Genomic DNA, 18416 nt, shown 5'->3' on the forward strand with positions numbered 1-18416 from the left:
TGTTGTTATCGTTTTAAGGCTTGTAAATCAAGCTAATTACTCTATTGTTTTAGAGATTAATACAAAAGTAGTAATTTAGGGTTTACAGATGAGTAAAATTAGTTAAATGAGAAAAATAAAACAATTGATACAATATTGTGTGCTGACTTCCTGCTTTCTAATTGCAGTAAGTTTATCATCTTGTGCACAAAAACAATCTGAAGCATTGCTAACGGGAGCCGAACGTTTTGAGGAATACATTCCACTTCTTAACCAAAAGAAAGTTGCCGTAGTTGCTAACCAGTCTTCTTTGGTGAAGGGAGAGCATTTGGTTGATGCTTTGTTGGCAAAGGATATTCAGATTACTAAAATATTTAGCCCGGAACATGGATTTAGAGGAGATGCTGATGCCGGAGAAAAAATTACCAATGGCCTGGATGTAAAAACAGGTTTGCCAATTGTTTCTTTGTATGGGAAGCATTTTAAACCTTCGGCGGCAGATTTGAAGGATATCGATGTGGTACTTTTTGATATTCAGGATGTAGGTGTTCGTTTCTATACTTATATATCGACTTTGCATTATGTGATGGAAGCTTGTGCTGAACAGGGAAAGCAGGTGATTGTTCTCGATCGGCCAAATCCAAACTCACATTATGTGGATGGACCTGTTTTGGAAATGAAATACCGCTCCTTTGTTGGAATGCATCCGGTGCCGGTTGTTTATGGCATGTCGATAGGTGAATATGCCCAAATGATTAATGGGGAGAAATGGTTAAAGAATAAAGTGCAGTGCGAATTGGTGGTTGTTCCGTGTAAAAATTGGAATCGAGATGATGCCTATTTATTGCCTGTAAAGCCTTCGCCAAATTTGCCAAATCATTTGTCAGTTAGCTTGTATCCGTCCCTTTGTTTTTTTGAGGGAACAGTTGTAAGTGCCGGTCGTGGTACTGAGTACCCCTTTCAAGCATACGGACATCCTGCTTTTACCAATGGTGATTGTGAGTTTACGCCTCAAAGCATTTCGGGTGCGAGTAAATATCCAAAATTTGAAGGTGAAAAATGCATTGCCTATGATTTAAGAAAGATAAATCCAGAGGATTTCCGCAAAAAGAAAAAATTAGATCTGTCTTTTTTATTAAATGCTTACAGTGAATTGAAAGCTAAACCTGATTTTTTTAATTCTTTTTTTGAAAATCTGGCCGGAACAGCAAAACTGAGAACTCAAATTGAAAACTCCTTGTCGGAAGCGGAAATTAGAAATAGTTGGGAATCGGATCGCAACAAATTCATGACAATTAGAGCGAAGTACCTTATTTATCCTGATTTTGCAGAAGAGCGAATCGAAAGAGAAACAGAAGCACCGGAGTGAAAGGAAAGTTGTATCGACTAAGTTGCAATTCCGATGATCTGTTTCTGAGGGAATTCTTTTATTTGTGGTGAATTTATATTCATCCTTGACGAGTACAAGTTTACAAAAGAGAAATTTGAGAAGTATAAACTGGTTATTAATTATGTGTTAATTAATGATGTTTATTTTAAAAATTAGCAGGAGCTAATCTACAATGGAAAAGCTTTAAATTAATTTATATTTTCTCAAAATAATGGGTAAATTTAAAGGAGAGTTCAACAATTTAAAATAATTAAAATGGCATTTACCTTACACATTAATGATAAAGCTCCGAATTTTGATCTGATAGCTACTGATGGAATTCGTTATAAATTGAATGATTTTAAGTCATCTAAATTATTAGTGATTTTTTTTACTTGTAATCATTGTCCGTATGTAATCGGCTCCGACGAAGATACCAGAGCAATCGCAGACAAATACATTCCAAATGGAGTCGAATTTGTGGGGATTAATTCTAATTCTGCAAATACTTACGAGGAAGATGATTACGATCATATGGTAACACGAATGGAAGAAAATGATTTTCCTTGGGTTTATTTGTATGACGAAACACAAGAGGTTGCAATGGCTTATGGAGCGTTGAGAACTCCTCATTATTATTTATTTAATGAAGCCAGAAAGCTGATTTATATTGGTAGAGCTGTAGATAATCCAAGAGATACTTCGAAAGTTCAAGTTCGTGATTTGGAACGGGCAATAGATGAATATTTGGCAGGAAAAGAAATCTCTGTTCCGGTAACTAACCCGATTGGTTGCAACGTAAAATGGGATGGGAAAGACAAACACTGGATGCCGGCTGATGCCTGTGACTTGTTGTAAAATAAAAACGGCTCCAATTGTGGAGCCGTTTCTGTATCTATTTAGTAAAGCCTTTTAGCTTTATCCTTTTACCTATTAAATCGTTCTTCCAGGATAAACCTTCAATGCTTCGGCAAGAGTTTCCATTGCGTTAGCAAGATCTTCTTTTTTCAGAACGTAAGCAATACGAACTTCGTTTTTACCTAAACCAGGAGTTGCATAAAATCCTGTAGCAGGAGCAACCATTACAGTTTGGTTCTTGTATTCGAAATCTTCCAAAATCCACTGAGCAAATTTATCCGCATCATCAATTGGGAGTTTTACTACAGTGTAGAAAGCACCTTTAGGTAGTGGAGAGTAAACACCTTCCATTTTGTTTAAAGCAGCAACCATAAAGTTACGACGATCAATGTATTCGTTGTAAACTTCGGTGAAGTATTCTGGTGGCGTTTCCAATGAAGCCTCAGCAGCAATCTGTCCAAAAGCAGGAGGACACAAACGGGCCTGAGCAAATTTCAAAGCAGTAGTAATTACATCTTTGTTTTTGGTAATCATGGCGCCAATACGAACACCACATTCGCTGTAACGCTTCGAAACAGAATCAATCAGGATAACATTTTGCTCCAAGCCTTCCAACTTCATAGCTGAGAAATGTTCTTCTCCATCGTAGCAAAATTCACGATAAACTTCGTCTGAGAAAAGGTATAAATCGTGCTTAATGATTAATTCACGCAATTGGTTCAATTCCTCTTTCGAGTACAAGTAACCAGTTGGGTTATTTGGATTACAAATAACAATTCCTTTGGTTTTTGGAGTCATCAATTTTTCGAATTCTTCAATTGCAGGCAAAGCAAAATCATTTTCGATGCTCGATGTAATAGGTTTTACCACAACCCCAGTAGCTACTGCAAAACCATTGTAGTTTGCATAAAATGGCTCTGGAATCAAAATCTCATCACCCGGATTCATACAAGTCATCAATGCAAATGTAATTGCTTCCGAACCACCTGTAGTAATCAACATCTCATTTTCGTCAACATTAATTCCGATGTTCTGATAGTATTTTGCCAATTTCTTGCGATAAGAAATATTACCCGCCGAATGAGAATACTCAATCACCTTTTCGGTACAATTTCTAATTGCTTCCATGGCAACTTCAGGAGTTTTAATGTCTGGCTGACCAATGTTTAAAGGATATACTTTTTTCCCAGCAGCACGAGCCGCTTCTGCGTAAGGCACCAATTTACGAATTGGTGACTCAGGCATTAATCTTCCTTTGTCTGATATTTGTGGCATTTGTTTGGTGTTTATATATTTTATCTCTTAACTTTTCTGTACCGCCAAAAGTAGATAAAATTCGAGGTAAAAAAAATGATTTTTATTGCTTTTCAGTATCCCTTTAAAAATATGAAATTTAGTAATCAAGCTAGTGAATTTGTACCAAATTGGTAGTTCAGTATTTTCAGATAGCTCTCACTTAAGCACCTTGTGTCATTTTAAAATCAGATTAAATCGGTATTACAGATCCCTTTCATACAGATTGTTGCTTTTTATTGGAGATTTATCGCTTAGATTTTCTTAATTTTGAGCCAAATTTTTAGTAGTATAGATTTTTAAATTTTAGTTAAACACATGGAAATCCCAACAAAGTACAACCCTGCAGAATCGGAGGACAAATGGTATAAGTATTGGATGGATAAAGGATTCTTCCACTCTGTACCTGATGAGAGAGAGCCGTATACAATTGTAATACCTCCTCCAAACGTCACCGGAGTGTTACACATGGGCCACATGCTGAACAATACAATTCAAGATGTATTGGTGCGTAGAGCCAGATTGCAGGGAAAGAATGTCTGTTGGGTGCCAGGTACCGATCATGCATCTATTGCAACTGAAGCTAAAGTTGTAAACAAACTAAGGCTGGAAGGCATCTCTAAAGAAGACATTACTCGTGAAGAGTTTATGTCGCATGCCTGGGAATGGAAAGAGAAACATGGTGGGATTATTTTAGAGCAGCTGAAAAAATTGGGTGCTTCATGTGATTGGGAACGAACCTCTTTCACCATGGATGAATCTCTTTACGAATCGGTAATCGATGTTTTTATCGATTTATATAAGAAGGAAAAGGTATATCGTGGTGTTCGCATGGTGAATTGGGATCCATCTGCACAAACAGCCGTTTCTGATGAAGAGGTAATCTATAAAGAATTACAATCGAAACTGTACTATTTGCAATATCAGGTTGAAGGAAGCGATGAGTACATTACTATTGCAACCACTCGTCCTGAAACAATATTGGGAGATACAGCTGTTTGTATCAATCCTAACGACGAACGTTTTGCTCATTTAAGAGGCAAGCGTTGCATCGTTCCTTTGGTGAATCGTTCCATTCCTATCATCGAAGATGAGTATGTTGATGTGGAATTTGGTACCGGTGCATTAAAAATTACACCCGCTCATGATATTCATGATTACGAAATTGGTGATCGTCATAATTTAGAGTCAATCGATATTTTTAACGATAACGGAACCATGAGTGAGGCTGCACAGCTTTATGTTGGAAAAGATCGTTTCGAAGTTCGTGACTTGATTCTTCCTGATTTGGAGAAAGCAGGCAACTTGGTTAAAGTGGAAGATTACGTGAATAAAGTAGGTTTTTCGGAACGTACCAATGCAGTAATCGAACCTAAATTGAGTATGCAGTGGTTTTTGAATATGAAAGAATTGGCTAAGCCAGCTCTCGAGCATGTAATGAACGACGATATTAAGTTGCATCCTCCAAAATTCAAGAATACCTACCGCCATTGGATGGAAAATGTGAAGGACTGGTGTATTTCCCGTCAGTTGTGGTGGGGACAGCGTATTCCGGTTTACTATTTGCCCGAAGGTGGTAATGTAGTTGCTAAATCAATGGAAGAAGCTCTTGTTGAAGCTACCGCTAAAACAGGAAAAACATATAAAGCAGAAGATTTACGTCAGGATGAGGATGTATTGGATACATGGTTCTCATCATGGTTGTGGCCTATTTCTGTGTTCGATGGTATTCGTAATCCTGAAAATGAGGAAATCAAATACTATTACCCAAGTAACGATTTGGTTTCCGGACCGGATATCTTGTTCTTCTGGATTGCCCGTATGGTAATTGCAGGATATGAGTACCGAGGCGAGAAGCCATTCTCTAATGTTTATTTAACGGGAATTGTTCGAGATGAGCAAGGTCGTAAAATGTCAAAATCATTAGGTAACTCACCTGATCCTCTCGACTTAATTGCCAAGTATGGTGCCGATGGAGTTCGTGTTGGAATGCTATTGTGTTCTCCTGCCGGAGGAGATTTACTTTTCAACGAAAGCTTACCGGAACAAGGACGTAATTTCACCACTAAAATCTGGAATGCATTCCGTTTGGTAAAAGGCTGGGAAGTTGCCGATATCGAGCAACCTGAATATGCCCGTATAGCAACTGAGGTTTTTCATGCGCGTTTAAACAACACCATGGAGCAGTTGAATGAGCAGTTCAAGCAATATCGTATCAGCGAAGCATTAATGACCGTTTATACCCTGTTCCGCGATGAATTCTCATCCTGGTATTTGGAAATGGTGAAGCCTGCCTATCAGCAGCCAATCGATAGAAAGACTTTCGATACGACTGTCGCTTTATTCGAAAAGCTGATGCAATTACTGCACCCATTTATGCCTTTCTTAACTGAGGAAATCTGGCAATTACTTGCCGATCGTTCCGATGAGGAAAGTATCATGGTTTCAGTAATGCCACAGCCGGAATCATACAGCTCCGAATTGTTAACGAAATTCGAGCTGGTAAAAGAAGTGATTGTAGCTGTTCGTAATATCCGTAAGCAAAAGAACATTGCTTTTAAGGAAGTTTTAGAAATGAATTACAAATTGGAGGGAGGCAATTACGATGCTTCTTTCGATTGTGTAGTGGCTAAAATGTGTAACCTAAAGGAGATTACTGTTGCAAACGGAGAAATGACTGGTGCAATGTCGTTCATTGTAAATGCTGTTGAATATTTTATTCCTTTGGGCGACTTGGTCGACGTTGAGGAAGAATTGAAGAAAATGGAAGAAGAGTTGAAATATACCAAAGGCTTCCTTATTTCGGTTCAAAAGAAAATGAGCAACGAGCGTTTTGTCAACAATGCGCCGGCTAAAGTCATCGAAATTGAGAAAAAGAAAATGGCCGATGCCGAAGCTAAAATCAAAGTTTTAGAAGATCGTATTGCCAGTATGAAGTAAATAGAGCTTAACTCTAATATATAAAATGCCGTTTCATTCATTTGAAACGGTATTTTTTTTACTGTTTTTTCCTTTTTTATCTATTTTGGCAAAACAAAAAAACTTAAATAGTTGCCAAAATGACTATCAAAAGAATTGATTCGACTCCAAGAATGAGCCGTATTGTTGAGCATGGAAATACCATTTATCTTTGTGGACAAACAGCAAAAGATGCTACAGTAGATAATAAGGAGCAGACACTAAGTACATTCGAAAAACTAGCTTGATTACGATATTACATTTTAAAATAGAATCCGTAATGTATTTAGAGTGCATTTCGGGTTTTCTGCTTTACCAGCTATCACTCAAATTTGTTTTTTTGTAGGTTGATTCGAGGAGATTTACACTCTTTGTTAACAAGTGCACCGTGCGACCTGCTAGCTGCACCGTCATACTATCTAGCTGCACCGTCATACTTGCCAGCTGCACAGTAATACTATCCATCCGCATAGTAATACTCGCAAAGTGCATTGCAGATGACAGGTCTCAGTCTGCATTTTTCAGGTCTGACGGTGCATCTGCCTGGTAAGAGTATTCCAATGGGAGGTGGTACGATTCTTTTATCAGATCTCACGGTCAATTTGGTAACATATAGCATTCCATTCTCTGGTTTTATCCTGCACTGCATTCCATTTACTCTTTAGTTTCCTATTCTTATGATGAGTTTAATCTGTCTTAAAATAAAATTTTGTTCGCAAACGGTTGATGTTTCTGGACTATTAGTTTATTAGAGAAATAATTCTTTATTTTGTATCAGACAAAAGAGTCTTAAATCTTAAAAGAGTTATTTAAGGCAGATGTTGAATGACTTACCTAATAAAAGGCCGAAATGGATACCATAAAAAACATACCCGAAAACGGAAAAATAAGAATTGTAATTATTGGTGGTGGTTTTGCGGGTTTAAAGCTTGCACGCCAATTGGTGAAAACAAAGTATCAGGTAGTTTTAATTGATAAGAATAATTTTCATCAGTTTCAGCCTTTGTTTTATCAGGTGGCAACTTCTGGTTTGGAGCCAAGTTCTATTGCTTTTCCCTTGCGAAAGATTTTTCAGAAACGGAAAAATGTGCATTTTAGAATGGCTGAATTGTTGGAGGTGAATCCAAATATACAAGAGGTATATACAAGTTTAGGTTCGTTAAAATACGATCATTTGGTTTTAGCCACTGGTGTTGATACCAATTATTTTGGAAATAAGAATATCGAGGAGTTTGGGATTCCAATGAAATCGGTGTCCGAAGCAATTTTTCTGCGTAATTCAATTCTACGTAACTACGAAAAGGCCTTGAACGAATCAGATCCGAAAAAGGCGGCTAACTACATGAATATTGTTTTGGTGGGCGGTGGTCCTACGGGTGTTGAGTTAGCTGGGGCTTTGGCCGAAATGAAAAATGAAATCCTGCCAAAGGATTACCCTGAGCTTGATTTTTCTTTGATGAATGTGTATTTGTTCGAGGCATCGAACAGATTGTTGAGCGGTATGTCGGAGAAAGCATCCGCGAAAGCGAAAAGCTACTTAGAGAAGTTAGGTGTAATTGTGAAAACAGAGGCTCGTGTTGCCGATTACGATGGTCTTAAAATTAGTTTGGCCGATGGCGAAGAGTTTAATTCTTACACTTTGGTTTGGGCTGCAGGAGTTGTTGCGAATCCTATTAAAGGAATTTCGGAGATTGCCGCAACTCGGGGAGGCAGACTTCGGGTTGATTTGTTTAATCGGGTAAGTGGCTTGAATAATGTATATGCTTTGGGTGATTTGGCTTTGCAAAAGGAGGGCGAACATCAGAATGGGCATCCACAGGTTGCACAAGTTGGGTTACAACAGGCTGCTGTTTTGGGTAAAAATCTTATAAATATCCAAAAAGGGAAGGAAATGAAGGCATTTCATTATAAGGACAGAGGCTCTTTGGCAACAATTGGTAAGAATCTGGCGGTGGCTGATTTGCCAGGAGTTAAAATACAAGGGTTTTTGGCTTGGATACTTTGGTTATTTGTTCACTTAATGGCAATAGTTGGTGTAAAGAACCGATTCTTTATTCTGGTCAATTGGGTTTGGAATTATTGGACTTCGGATCAATCGCTGCGGGTTTTAATTCGACCAGATAAACGAAGTTTTACCGATAGGGCTTCAAAAAGGAATCAGATAAAGGAGAAGATTAATATGAATTAGGACCAACTACTAATCCAAATGAGCTTTTAGTGCACTTCTGTTCTATAAGTCTTTTGATTATGTGCTGGCATTCTACAGGCGCAATTTTAAATTTTTATATTTCAAGAAGTCTGAAAGCATCAATTTCACAAGAGATTGGTGCTTTTTTAATTTTTGGCACAGGCTTTGCAACTATTCAGTCAAAGTATACCGGTACTTGATTTTTAGAAGATTTGTCCCAATCATAGGATGACAATAGTAAAAGCCATTTAAGAGTGTTGTGGAGTATTTGAATTTCATTTTACGCAAAACGACAATTAGGCTTACATATTAAAAATTAAACGCCATGAGAAAGTCTATGTTATATAAGTTGACAGCCAGTATTGTATTGGTTTCAGCCATCGCAGTTTCTACTTCAAGTGTTTCAGCTCAACGCAGGTCAAATAAAAATGATAAGCAACGTTACGAGGAGCCTAGTAAATCAAATCGTTTAAGAGAGTCCGATAAAAAAGAGAAATATAATAGGAGTAGTTATTCGGATCGCTCAGATCAAAAAAGAAATGCTTCTTCCAAGAAGTATAAGAAGCAAAATGCTAATTATAAGCGGGATAGTTATGGTAAAAGTCATTCAAACCATAAAGGTCATTCAAAAGCTAATGGTTACGTAAAGAATAGAGGTAATAATGGTTCGCATGCACATAGATCTTATTCATCTTCAGGCGATCATTACCGAAGTAATAGATATCCAAAAACTGTTCATCCTCAACATTCTTACAGACGCTTTTATAATGATCGTGGACACAATTGTTATCGACACGGTCGTTACGGAAATGTAGTAGTAAGATTTGCTGTTGCTCCTGTGGTAATAAGACACACTTATGGGGATTATTATTACTCAGATGGGGATTATTACAGATTTTACCCAGAAGTTGGATACGTAATGGTTGATGCGCCAAATTCATTGTATTTCTCTTATGTACCAGATAATTGTCAAAGAATTTCACTGCACGGAGGGATATATTATACAAATGGAGATATTTGTTTTGTTAAAAGCAGGAATGGTTTTAGATTAGTAAATGCTCCTAGTGGAATACATTTATCTTTCAGTTTTTAATGGGAATGTAAAAAAACAGGTGTTTTAAACTTAACAATATTGAAATCGGTAGTATCTGTATAAATAAAAAACATGGGGGTGTGGTTGCGAAAAATGACTTGAATGAGTCTTAAAAAACGCAAAACCACACCCTTCTTGTGTAAAAAATGACGTTTTGATGCTTGCGTGGTCTGAAACGGGGTATTTCTCAATGTTGGCTTTTCCTTTCGGATTATGACTATATCAATTGAGGGAGTTAGGATGGTAATAATGAATCTTAATTTGTTTGGGTGTAGTCATTTTAGGGGGTGTTGTGAAAAATCTTATTTTTGCCACCCGAAAACGTTTTCGTAAATCTGTTGTGAAACAGTTTTTCAGTTCCGTAGCAAAAGATGATTCATGGTCTGAATGTATTGATTTTATTGGGTTTTACGCTTTGTTTTGTGAGGACTTTAAATTCTGATTTTCGCTTGGATATTCAGTTGAAACTAGGCTATTTTATCTCTCAATAACTTATAACAACAACACACAAATTAAAACAGGCGCATTATGACAAGGGATGAATATTTAATGGATCCGAATAAGTTGGTGCAATTCCTTCAAAAACCAAGCTGTGAGTTCACAAAAGAGGATTTGGTAAGATATATAGCAGAGAATGGAATTAAGATGATTAATTTCCGTTATGTTGCTGAAGATGGAAAGCTAAAAACGTTAAACTTTATTATTACGGGTAAAAGCCATTTGGATAGTATTTTATCTTCTGGCGAGCGTGTTGATGGATCGAGTTTATTTTCATATATCGGAGCAGGCTCAAGTGACTTGTATGTAATTCCACGATTTAAGACGGCATTTGTTAATCCATTTTCAGAAGTTCCAAGTTTGGATGTTCTTTGTTCATTCTATAATGCTGAAGGAAAACCATTGGAAAGTGCTCCTGAGCATATTCTAAAAAAGGCACACGATACCTTTAAAAAATCCACAGGTCTTACTTTTAAGGCAATGGGTGAGCTGGAATATTATATTAAAAGTCCAAATCACACATTATATACAGATGTAGATCAAAAAGGATATCATAGTTCTCAGCCGTTTACTAAATGGGAAAATTTAAGACGTGAGGCAATGGTATTAATTGCTCAGTGTGGTGGTAAAATAAAGTACGGGCACTCTGAGGTTGGTAATTTTACTGCTGGTGATGATGGTTTTGAACAACACGAAATTGAATTTTTACCCGTTGAAGCCGAGGATGCAGTTGATCAGTTAGTTGTTGCAAAATGGATTGTGAGAATGTTGGCTGCCCGTGAAAATGCATTGGTAAGCTGGGCGCCAAAAATCACAGTTGGTAAAGCTGGTAGTGGTTTGCATATTCATATGTTGGTTGAGAAAGACGGTAAAAATATTTGTATCGAAAATGGTAAATTGGGAGATACTGCCAAAAAAATGATTGCTGGTATAATGAAGCTTTCGGGTGCTTTAACGGCGTTTGGAAACACAATACCTACTTCTTATTTGCGTTTGGTTCCGCATCAGGAAGCTCCTACCTACGTATGTTGGGGAGATCGGAATCGTTCTGTTTTGGTTCGCGTTCCTCTTGGTTGGGTAGGTGCTACAGGAATGATTAAAAGTGTGAATCCGTTGGAGCCAGAAGATTCAAGAGATTTTTCGGGCAAGCAAACTTTTGAGTTTAGAGTGCCTGATGGCTCAGCAGATGTTTATTCATTAATGGCTGGGCTAATTGTTGCTGGTCAGCATGGATTGGAAATGGAGAATGGACTGCAGATGGCAGAGGAATTATATGCGGATGTTGATATTTTCGCGCCGCATTATAAAGAGAAATTAGATAGTTTGGAGCAATTGCCAAATTGTTGTTGGGAGAGTGCAGATTGTTTGCTTGAGCAAAGAGGAATTTTTGAGCAGAATGGTATTTTTCCAAAAGGAACAATTGATGCAGTTGTGAAAAAATTAAAACTATATGAAGATAATGGGTTAAATGACCGAATTCTGGGTAATGAAGATCGAATTATGGAGATTGTAAATGATTACATTCACTGTATGTAGGTCTAATCGTTACGTGAAAATGCTTGCTGTAAAGTGTTTTTTACTTTGACATTCAAAAGAAGATCAGGTTTTTTATATGGGGTAGTCCCGCAACGAAAGTTGCGGGACTTTTTTATGGTTTTATTTATTCTTTGTATGCAAAGGAATAGGATTCGTCGTGCTGAGATATGTCTAAACCTTTTGCTTCGGAGTATTCTGAAACTCTTAGTGTGACAAATTTGTTAGTGATCCAATATAGAATGTATGATCCTCCGAAAGTAAAGACTCCAACAATCACTAATGCGAGTAGGTGCGCAAAAAATGTTTTGTATTCTCCGTGTATTAGTCCTACCTCATTTGCAAATACCGAAGTTAAAATCATTCCGGTAATTCCTCCCATTCCGTGAGCCGGGAATACGTCAAGCGTATCATCTAGTGATGTTTTCCCTTGTAATGTAATTGCGTAATTACTTACAATAGATGCAATAACTCCAATTGTGATTGATGCTCCTACGGTTACATATCCTGCGGCTGGTGTGATGGCTACAAGTCCAACAACCAATCCGATAGCAGCTCCTAGTCCTGAAGGTTTATGACCTCTTGCGCCATCAAGGAAAATCCAGGTTAGCATGGCGGCTGCCGATGCAGTATTGGTATTTAGTAAGGCCAATACAGCTGTTGATGAGGCTTCTAATGCTGATCCTGCATTAAATCCAAACCATCCAAACCAAAGCATTCCAGCTCCTAAGAGTACAAATGGAATATTGGCGCGTTTTTCGTTGAATTTCGATTTGGTTCGCTTGCCTAAAAACATGGCCCCGGCAAGTGCTGCGAACCCGGCAGACATGTGAACTACTGTTCCTCCGGCAAAATCCAATACGCCCATATTACGAAGGAAACCATTTGGATGCCAGGTCCAGTGAGCAAGTGGTGCGTATATAAAAATGGTGAAAAGGCTTATGAAAATCATATATGCTCTAAATCTTACCCTTCCTGCAAACGATCCGGTAATAAGGGCAGGTGTTATAATCGCAAATTTTAGTTGGAAGAGAGCAAAAAGCGCAAATGGTATCGTTGGTGCCAGTTCTGGATTTGTCATACCTCCTACGTTTTGAAACATTAGGTAAGTGAGAGGATTTCCAACCAATCCAAAACCTTCCGGGCCAATACTGTCTCCAAAAGCAAGACTAAATCCAATAGTAACCCATATCATGCTTACGATTCCCATTGCAACAAAACTTTGAAGAATGGTTGATATGATGTTTCTGGGATCAACCATACCTCCATAAAAGAATGCAAGTCCGGGAGTCATTAGAAGAACCAGAGCGGTTGAGGTTAGCATCCATGCTACATCTCCTGAAACAATATTTGGGTCGCTTACACCAAATTCAACACTAGGAATAAATACTCCAACAATCGCCACTACAATAAGTAGCAAGAAGGCATAAAGCCACTTTTTACTGTTTTTCATCACAATAATGATTTAAAAAATGTACAAAATCCGGTTGGTGTGATTATGGATTGTATTCCGTCAAATATTACGCTTGGGTGGTAAAAATAATATAAAAATAAGAAATAACCTAATGTGTGATGGGGCGTAATGGTTTAGGAAAGTCTAAATATACATCAACACCCCTTTATTTTAGGGGTTGATTGTTTTATTTTCAAATGTTATAAATAAAATATGAATTAACAGAGAAATTAGAAGTAGGGGTGTTGTAAAAAGAAAAGGCTCCAATATATTTGGAGCCTTTTCTGTTAGTTTTTTTCGATTCGTAGTTGATGTACGACAAATTTCCCGGTGTCGTTTTTCAGATATAGATTGACTCGAAAGCTTCCCTTTGTTGTAGTTAAACTACCAATTACATAGCGAGCATCGGGTTTGCCACCAACATGTTTCTTGGAGAATCCTGTTGGAGGAAATTCCCTAAAGAATTTTGCCATAATTTGCGTTGCTTGCGATTTGCTGTATATAGCCTCTTTATCTTGGATCGTTAATTGAATTCGCTCTCCAAAGAAATTCGACAAGCTGATACTATTGCCTTGTTTAAACGCAGTTATTAGTTCTCGGGGTAAATCGTCTTGATTTTGAGAAATTGCCGATGAGGAACAAACTAAAAGAAAGAACATTCCTGCAAATATGTATTTTATAAATCTCATATGAATAATTTTCAACTTAATATCATATACCTTTACACAAATACTGTGCGAAAAATACATTGCAAGTTAAAAAAAATCTGAATTTCTTTTTATTTATAGGAAAAGAATTGATTGTTATGATGTGTAGTGATGGTGTATCATCGCCTTACCTATTAGCAATATTAATGGAAGATTGACTCTTTACTATAAGTGTTGACTTGAAATTAATGTTTAAATGCTTCAAGTGGTCACCTAAAATTGTATGTAAGTTAAGTCTAAATTGAAAATTACAACTAAATGAAAATTGTTCTCTTAGTTATTGGGAAAACGGATAAGGATTTTGTGAGAAATGGGATTGATGAATATCAAAAGCGCTTGGTTCATTATCTTCCTTTCGAAATAAATATTATTCCTGATATTAAAAATACCAAGAACTTATCTGAAAATCAACAGAAGCAAAAAGAAGGAGACTTAATTCTAGAAAAGATTAAATCGGGAGATACACTAATATTGCTCGATGAGGGTGGTAAAGAGTTTTCATCTGTTGGCTTTTCTCAATTTATTGAGCAGAAAATGATTGGAGGAACTAAAAATTTAGTGTTCGTAATTGGCGGCCCTTACGGTTTTTCTGATGAGGTGTATCTAAAAGCGCAAGGAAAGCTTTCCTTATCTAAAATGACTTTTTCACATCAGATGATTCGGATGATTTTTACAGAGCAGTTATATAGAGCCATGACCATTATTAAAGGTGAGCCTTATCATCACGTTTGATGCTTTGAACTAATTATGCTAATTTGTGAGGTGTTTAGCATGAATTTTGTATCAGCAATAAAACATTTCAAAACGACCCAAATTGAAAAATAAACTTCTCAAATATATTCCGGCGATTCTTTCGTTGGTATTTATTCTGCTAGCAGTTTCTACAGAATATTATTTTAAACAAAACGATCGCCTCACGAAAGTGGCTGGCCATGCGCAACAGGTTTTCGAGAAGAAAGAAAAATTACTAAAAAAAGATCTGGGGGAGCTTCGTATCGCTGTTACAGGGCAGGATGGTGAACTTAATAATTACAACAACTTTTCAGATTTTGAAAAAGATTTAAAAAAAGATGGATTTGTATTGCTTGCCTACAAACAAGACAGTTTGTTGTTTTGGAGCGATAATTCATTTCTAATACCTGAGAAAGATTTCCTTGAAAAAGAGAACTCATTGGTTGTTCGACTTGATGATGGATTCTATTACAAGCAGAAACAGAAGTTGGATTCAATAGATTTATATGGATTTGTGCTTCTGAAAAAAATATATCCGTATCAGAATAAATTTTTAAAAAATCATTTTGGTCCCGATTTTTCCATTCCTGCTTCCTTTGATATCTCGCTAAATTCAAAAGAAGGAGCACCGGTTTACAATCCCAATGGAGAATATCTATTTTCATTATCGGATACTAATATGGGATTTGGCGCCAGGAGAGGCCAGAATGGAGTCGGCTTGTTGTACTTGTTCGCGATTCTATCTGCTTTATTTTTCATTAGTATTTTGTTGCGGCAATTAAAGAATCTAAAATTTGGTGTCTCTGCATTTCTGGTTTGGGGTGTAAGTTTGGTGCTTATTCGTTATTTCATGCTTTTGTGGGGAATTCCTGATGTCTTTTCAAATTTGGAGATTTTCTCTCCCGTTCTGTTTGCCAGTTCATTCTTCTTCCCATCCTTAGGCGATTTTGTAATCAATTCTTTCTTTTTATTTGTTTTTGTTTATACCTATTCTCGGTTTTTAAAAAGGAATCAATTCTTTAATCCACAAAAGTCGTCTCATACCGCTGTATGGATTGCATTGCATCTAATTTTCCTTTACCTGCTTTATTTTGCAATAGAAAATCAATTTGAAAGCTTGATTTTGGATTCTAGTTTTAGTTTGCAAATGTTTGTGTTTCAGGATAATGGAATTTACGTTTTTGTGGGCTTCACAATATTGATTTTCCTATTTTATACCTTAGGGCAAATCGCTAATTTATTGGGAGCCATTGCAAAGGGAAATTGGAATTTAAAAACGTTTTTAATTGTTGTTATTCCTATATCCGTGATCTTTAGTTCTGCTATTTATTTTTGGAATCCTGTAAAGGTGGATATTGTCAATTGGCTCTTTCCGATTTTGCTGATTTTGCTTTTAGGGTTAATAAATTATCAAAAAGAAAAGGGAGGAAGATATTCTCTTTATGTGATTTTGTTATTAGGGGTTTCGATATTTGTCACCAATAGAATTAATTCTTTCTCCAGAGAAAAGGAAAAACAAGACAGACAGGTTGCAGCAATGAATCTTTCAACAGAATATGATGCGACTTCTGAAACTTTTTTGCTCGAAATTCAAGATCAACTGGATCAGGATTCAATTCTGAAAGAATTGTGCAAGCAACCTTTTCGAAATGAAACTGAAATAACAGACTATATTCAAAATAAATACTTTACAGGATTTTGGGAACAGTATCATCTTCAAGTTACTATTTGTAATAGTATCGATGACTTAAATATTGAGCCTGATGATCAAATTAGAAACTGTTTTGAGTTTTTTGAGGAGATGATTGTCACGACAGGAGAACCCATTCCAAATAGTAATTTTTATTATTTGAATGAGTTTGATGGTATGGTTTCTTATCTGGGTGTTATTTCGAATCCAACAAATAGATTAAATGAAGTCAAGATATATTTGCGTCTCGATTCTAAGGTTGGTGATGAAGGTTTGGGTTATCCTGATTTATTGCTCGACGAAAAAGTCGATTTGCGTCCGGTTAGCAATGACTATTCTTACGGGAAATATCAAAATGGGAAATTGATTGCTTCCTCTGGTAAATTCAACTATTACATGAGTGACTCAGGCTTTGGTTTGAATTCTGCAAATTTCTTTTGGAAACAAATTGATAATTATGACCATTTAGTATATAAGTTTGATAATAATGCTGTAGTCGTAAGTTGCCCTTCTGTATCGTTGTACGATAAAGTAATCACCATTCCCTATGTTTTTGTCCTTTTTTATGTCTTTGGTTTTTTAATTTGGATACTAGAGAAAATTTCTTTCAAATTCCAGATCAATTTAAGTTTCAAATACCGAATTCAATATTCCATAATTGGCTTGTTGATGCTTTTCTTCCTATTGCTGGGTGGTGGTTCTGTGTATTATAATATTAACCAGGCAAACGCGTCAAATAATAGAAATCTGCAGGAGAAGTTGCAGTTGGTTAAGCGTGAGGTTCTTGGTACAATGTCTAGTGGTGATTCAAAACAGAGAGAGTTGAAAACAGATCAGTTAAGGCAGTTGTCAAATTTAATTTTTGCTGATATTCATTTGTACGATTTATCCGGGGAATTAATTGCTACCTCAAGGCCAGAGATATTTGATGAAAAGCTTCAGGAAGAGAGAATGAATTTTGCTGCTTACTATCAACTTTCCCTTCAGGGAAGAACACATTTCATTCATAAAGAACAAATTGGGGAAATGTCTTATTTGTCTGCCTACGAAACTTTGGTTGATGAAAATAATGAAACAATCGCATTTGTAAATCTTCCCTATTTTCTCAAAAGCAGAGAGTTGGAGAAGGAGATGTTTAATTTGGTTCTTGCAGGAGTAAATCTTCATGTATTGATGATTTTACTGGCTATTTTCCTTTCTGTAATCATATCCAATAAAATAACTTACCCACTTCGCTTAATTCAAAATAGATTAAAAGCAACCCGATTTGGTTCGTATGGTGAGCAAATTGAGTATTCGAAAAATGATGAAATAGGTAGTTTGGTGAAGGAGTACAACCAAATGCTTGTTGAGCTTGAAGAGAGTGCTTCCCGTTTGGCAAAATCCGAACGGGAATCGGCATGGCGCGAAATGGCAAAGCAGATTGCTCATGAGATAAAGAATCCATTGACTCCAATGAAACTGAGTATTCAGTTTTTGCAGAAGCGTTACGAGGATAAAACACCAAATTGGGAGGAGCATTTTAATCGGGTAAGTAAAACTTTAATCGAGCAAATTAATGCTTTGTCTTCTATTGCCACAGCATTTTCGAATTTTGCAAAGATGCCGGTAGCCAAAAATCAGAATTTAAATTTGGTTGAAATCCTCGAACATACAGTTGATCTGTTTAAAAATGATGATTTTGGATTAAAACTGGATTTGAATTCCATCGAGAATGCAAATGTTTTTGTTGATAAAGAACAGTTTGTACGCGTTTTTGTGAACTTAATTAATAATGCAATTCAGGCTATTCCCGAAGAAACTCCAGCCCAGGTAGTAATTGAATTGGAGGAACTGGATTCTGATTATCAGGTAAGTGTAATTGATAATGGTTCCGGAATTAATCCAGATATCAAAGAGAAATTGTTCTCACCTAACTTCACAACAAAATCGAGTGGTATGGGATTGGGTTTATCCATAGTGAAAAACATTGTTGAAAATGCCAACGGAAGCATTTGGGTTGAATCGGAGAGACATATTGGATCTTGTTTTATTGTTAGAATTCCTAAAAGAAAAGAGTCATAAG

The 18416-nt window shown here is 36.6% G+C and carries 13 protein-coding genes; 10 read left to right on the forward strand and 3 right to left on the reverse strand.

The window, feature by feature from the left end:
• The first annotated feature begins 106 nt into the window (after positions 1–106).
• Both ALGA_RS10575 and ALGA_RS10580 read left to right on the forward strand, forming a co-directional pair.
• Complete coding sequence (locus ALGA_RS10575; protein WP_096429274.1) at positions 107–1348, forward strand: exo-beta-N-acetylmuramidase NamZ family protein; 1242 nt, start codon at positions 107–109, stop codon at positions 1346–1348.
• 276 nt (positions 1349–1624) lie between these two features.
• Complete coding sequence (locus tag ALGA_RS10580; protein WP_096429275.1) at positions 1625–2206, forward strand: thioredoxin family protein; 582 nt, start codon at positions 1625–1627, stop codon at positions 2204–2206.
• A gap of 75 nt (positions 2207–2281) precedes the next feature.
• Here ALGA_RS10580 and ALGA_RS10585 read toward each other — a convergent pair whose 3' ends face one another.
• Positions 2282–3481, reverse strand: a complete 1200-nt coding sequence (locus tag ALGA_RS10585; RefSeq protein ID WP_096429276.1) for a pyridoxal phosphate-dependent aminotransferase — start codon at positions 3479–3481, stop codon at positions 2282–2284.
• Between the two features lie 336 nt (positions 3482–3817).
• Between ALGA_RS10585 and ALGA_RS10590 the strand changes: the two genes are divergently transcribed.
• From ALGA_RS10590 to ALGA_RS10610, 6 genes are all read left to right on the forward strand, one after another.
• A complete protein-coding gene (locus ALGA_RS10590) occupies positions 3818–6439 on the forward strand; it encodes a valine--tRNA ligase (protein WP_096429277.1) in 2622 nt (873 codons plus the stop codon).
• A 119-nt stretch (positions 6440–6558) separates the two neighbouring features.
• Positions 6559–6705, forward strand: coding sequence for a RidA family protein (locus ALGA_RS23175; protein WP_197705739.1), 147 nt, complete (start codon positions 6559–6561; stop codon positions 6703–6705).
• A 249-nt stretch (positions 6706–6954) separates the two neighbouring features.
• A complete protein-coding gene (locus tag ALGA_RS22955; RefSeq protein ID WP_153244846.1) occupies positions 6955–7122 on the forward strand; it encodes a hypothetical protein in 168 nt (55 codons plus the stop codon).
• A gap of 185 nt (positions 7123–7307) precedes the next feature.
• Positions 7308–8645, forward strand: coding sequence for an NAD(P)/FAD-dependent oxidoreductase (locus tag ALGA_RS10600; RefSeq protein ID WP_096429278.1), 1338 nt, complete (start codon positions 7308–7310; stop codon positions 8643–8645).
• Between the two features lie 325 nt (positions 8646–8970).
• The gene (locus ALGA_RS10605; protein ID WP_145957612.1) at positions 8971–9738 is read left to right on the forward strand and encodes a DUF6515 family protein; all 768 of its coding nucleotides are present in this window, start codon (positions 8971–8973) and stop codon (positions 9736–9738) included.
• Positions 9739–10266: 528 nt separating this feature from the next.
• A complete protein-coding gene (locus tag ALGA_RS10610; RefSeq protein ID WP_096429280.1) occupies positions 10267–11772 on the forward strand; it encodes a glutamine synthetase family protein in 1506 nt (501 codons plus the stop codon).
• A 124-nt stretch (positions 11773–11896) separates the two neighbouring features.
• Here ALGA_RS10610 and ALGA_RS10615 read toward each other — a convergent pair whose 3' ends face one another.
• Together ALGA_RS10615 and ALGA_RS10620 are read right to left on the reverse strand one after the other, a co-directional pair.
• Positions 11897–13222, reverse strand: a complete 1326-nt coding sequence (locus ALGA_RS10615; protein ID WP_096429281.1) for an ammonium transporter — start codon at positions 13220–13222, stop codon at positions 11897–11899.
• Between the two features lie 287 nt (positions 13223–13509).
• On the reverse strand, positions 13510–13911 hold the full coding sequence (locus ALGA_RS10620) for a DUF4783 domain-containing protein (RefSeq protein WP_162845429.1): 402 nt from the start codon (positions 13909–13911) through the stop codon (positions 13510–13512).
• A gap of 276 nt (positions 13912–14187) precedes the next feature.
• On the opposite strand from ALGA_RS10620, the gene rlmH reads away from it, so the two are divergent.
• The gene (gene rlmH / locus ALGA_RS10625; protein ID WP_096429283.1) at positions 14188–14661 is read left to right on the forward strand and encodes a 23S rRNA (pseudouridine(1915)-N(3))-methyltransferase RlmH; all 474 of its coding nucleotides are present in this window, start codon (positions 14188–14190) and stop codon (positions 14659–14661) included.
• An 82-nt stretch (positions 14662–14743) separates the two neighbouring features.
• A complete protein-coding gene (locus ALGA_RS10630; RefSeq protein WP_096429284.1) occupies positions 14744–18415 on the forward strand; it encodes a sensor histidine kinase in 3672 nt (1223 codons plus the stop codon).
• Position 18416: the final 1 nt, after the last annotated feature.

The organism is Labilibaculum antarcticum, assembly GCF_002356295.1.
GTDB classification, from domain to species: Bacteria; Bacteroidota; Bacteroidia; order Bacteroidales; family Marinifilaceae; genus Labilibaculum; species Labilibaculum antarcticum.

Excerpts from the sequence above, each read along its gene's own strand:
- ALGA_RS10590 (WP_096429277.1), top strand. The coding sequence starts at position 3,818 with ATGGAAATCCCAACAAAGTACAACCCTGCAGAATCGGAGGACAAATGG.
- ALGA_RS22955 (WP_153244846.1), top strand. The coding sequence starts at position 6,955 with ATGACAGGTCTCAGTCTGCATTTTTCAGGTCTGACGGTGCATCTGCCT.
- ALGA_RS10600 (WP_096429278.1), top strand. The coding sequence starts at position 7,308 with ATGGATACCATAAAAAACATACCCGAAAACGGAAAAATAAGAATTGTA.
- ALGA_RS10615 (WP_096429281.1), bottom strand. The coding sequence starts at position 13,222 with ATGAAAAACAGTAAAAAGTGGCTTTATGCCTTCTTGCTACTTATTGTA.
- ALGA_RS23175 (WP_197705739.1), top strand. The coding sequence starts at position 6,559 with ATGACTATCAAAAGAATTGATTCGACTCCAAGAATGAGCCGTATTGTT.
- ALGA_RS10580 (WP_096429275.1), top strand. The coding sequence starts at position 1,625 with ATGGCATTTACCTTACACATTAATGATAAAGCTCCGAATTTTGATCTG.
- ALGA_RS10575 (WP_096429274.1), top strand. The coding sequence starts at position 107 with ATGAGAAAAATAAAACAATTGATACAATATTGTGTGCTGACTTCCTGC.
- rlmH (WP_096429283.1), top strand. The coding sequence starts at position 14,188 with ATGAAAATTGTTCTCTTAGTTATTGGGAAAACGGATAAGGATTTTGTG.
- ALGA_RS10585 (WP_096429276.1), bottom strand. The coding sequence starts at position 3,481 with ATGCCACAAATATCAGACAAAGGAAGATTAATGCCTGAGTCACCAATT.
- ALGA_RS10620 (WP_162845429.1), bottom strand. The coding sequence starts at position 13,911 with ATGAGATTTATAAAATACATATTTGCAGGAATGTTCTTTCTTTTAGTT.
- ALGA_RS10605 (WP_145957612.1), top strand. The coding sequence starts at position 8,971 with ATGAGAAAGTCTATGTTATATAAGTTGACAGCCAGTATTGTATTGGTT.
- ALGA_RS10610 (WP_096429280.1), top strand. The coding sequence starts at position 10,267 with ATGACAAGGGATGAATATTTAATGGATCCGAATAAGTTGGTGCAATTC.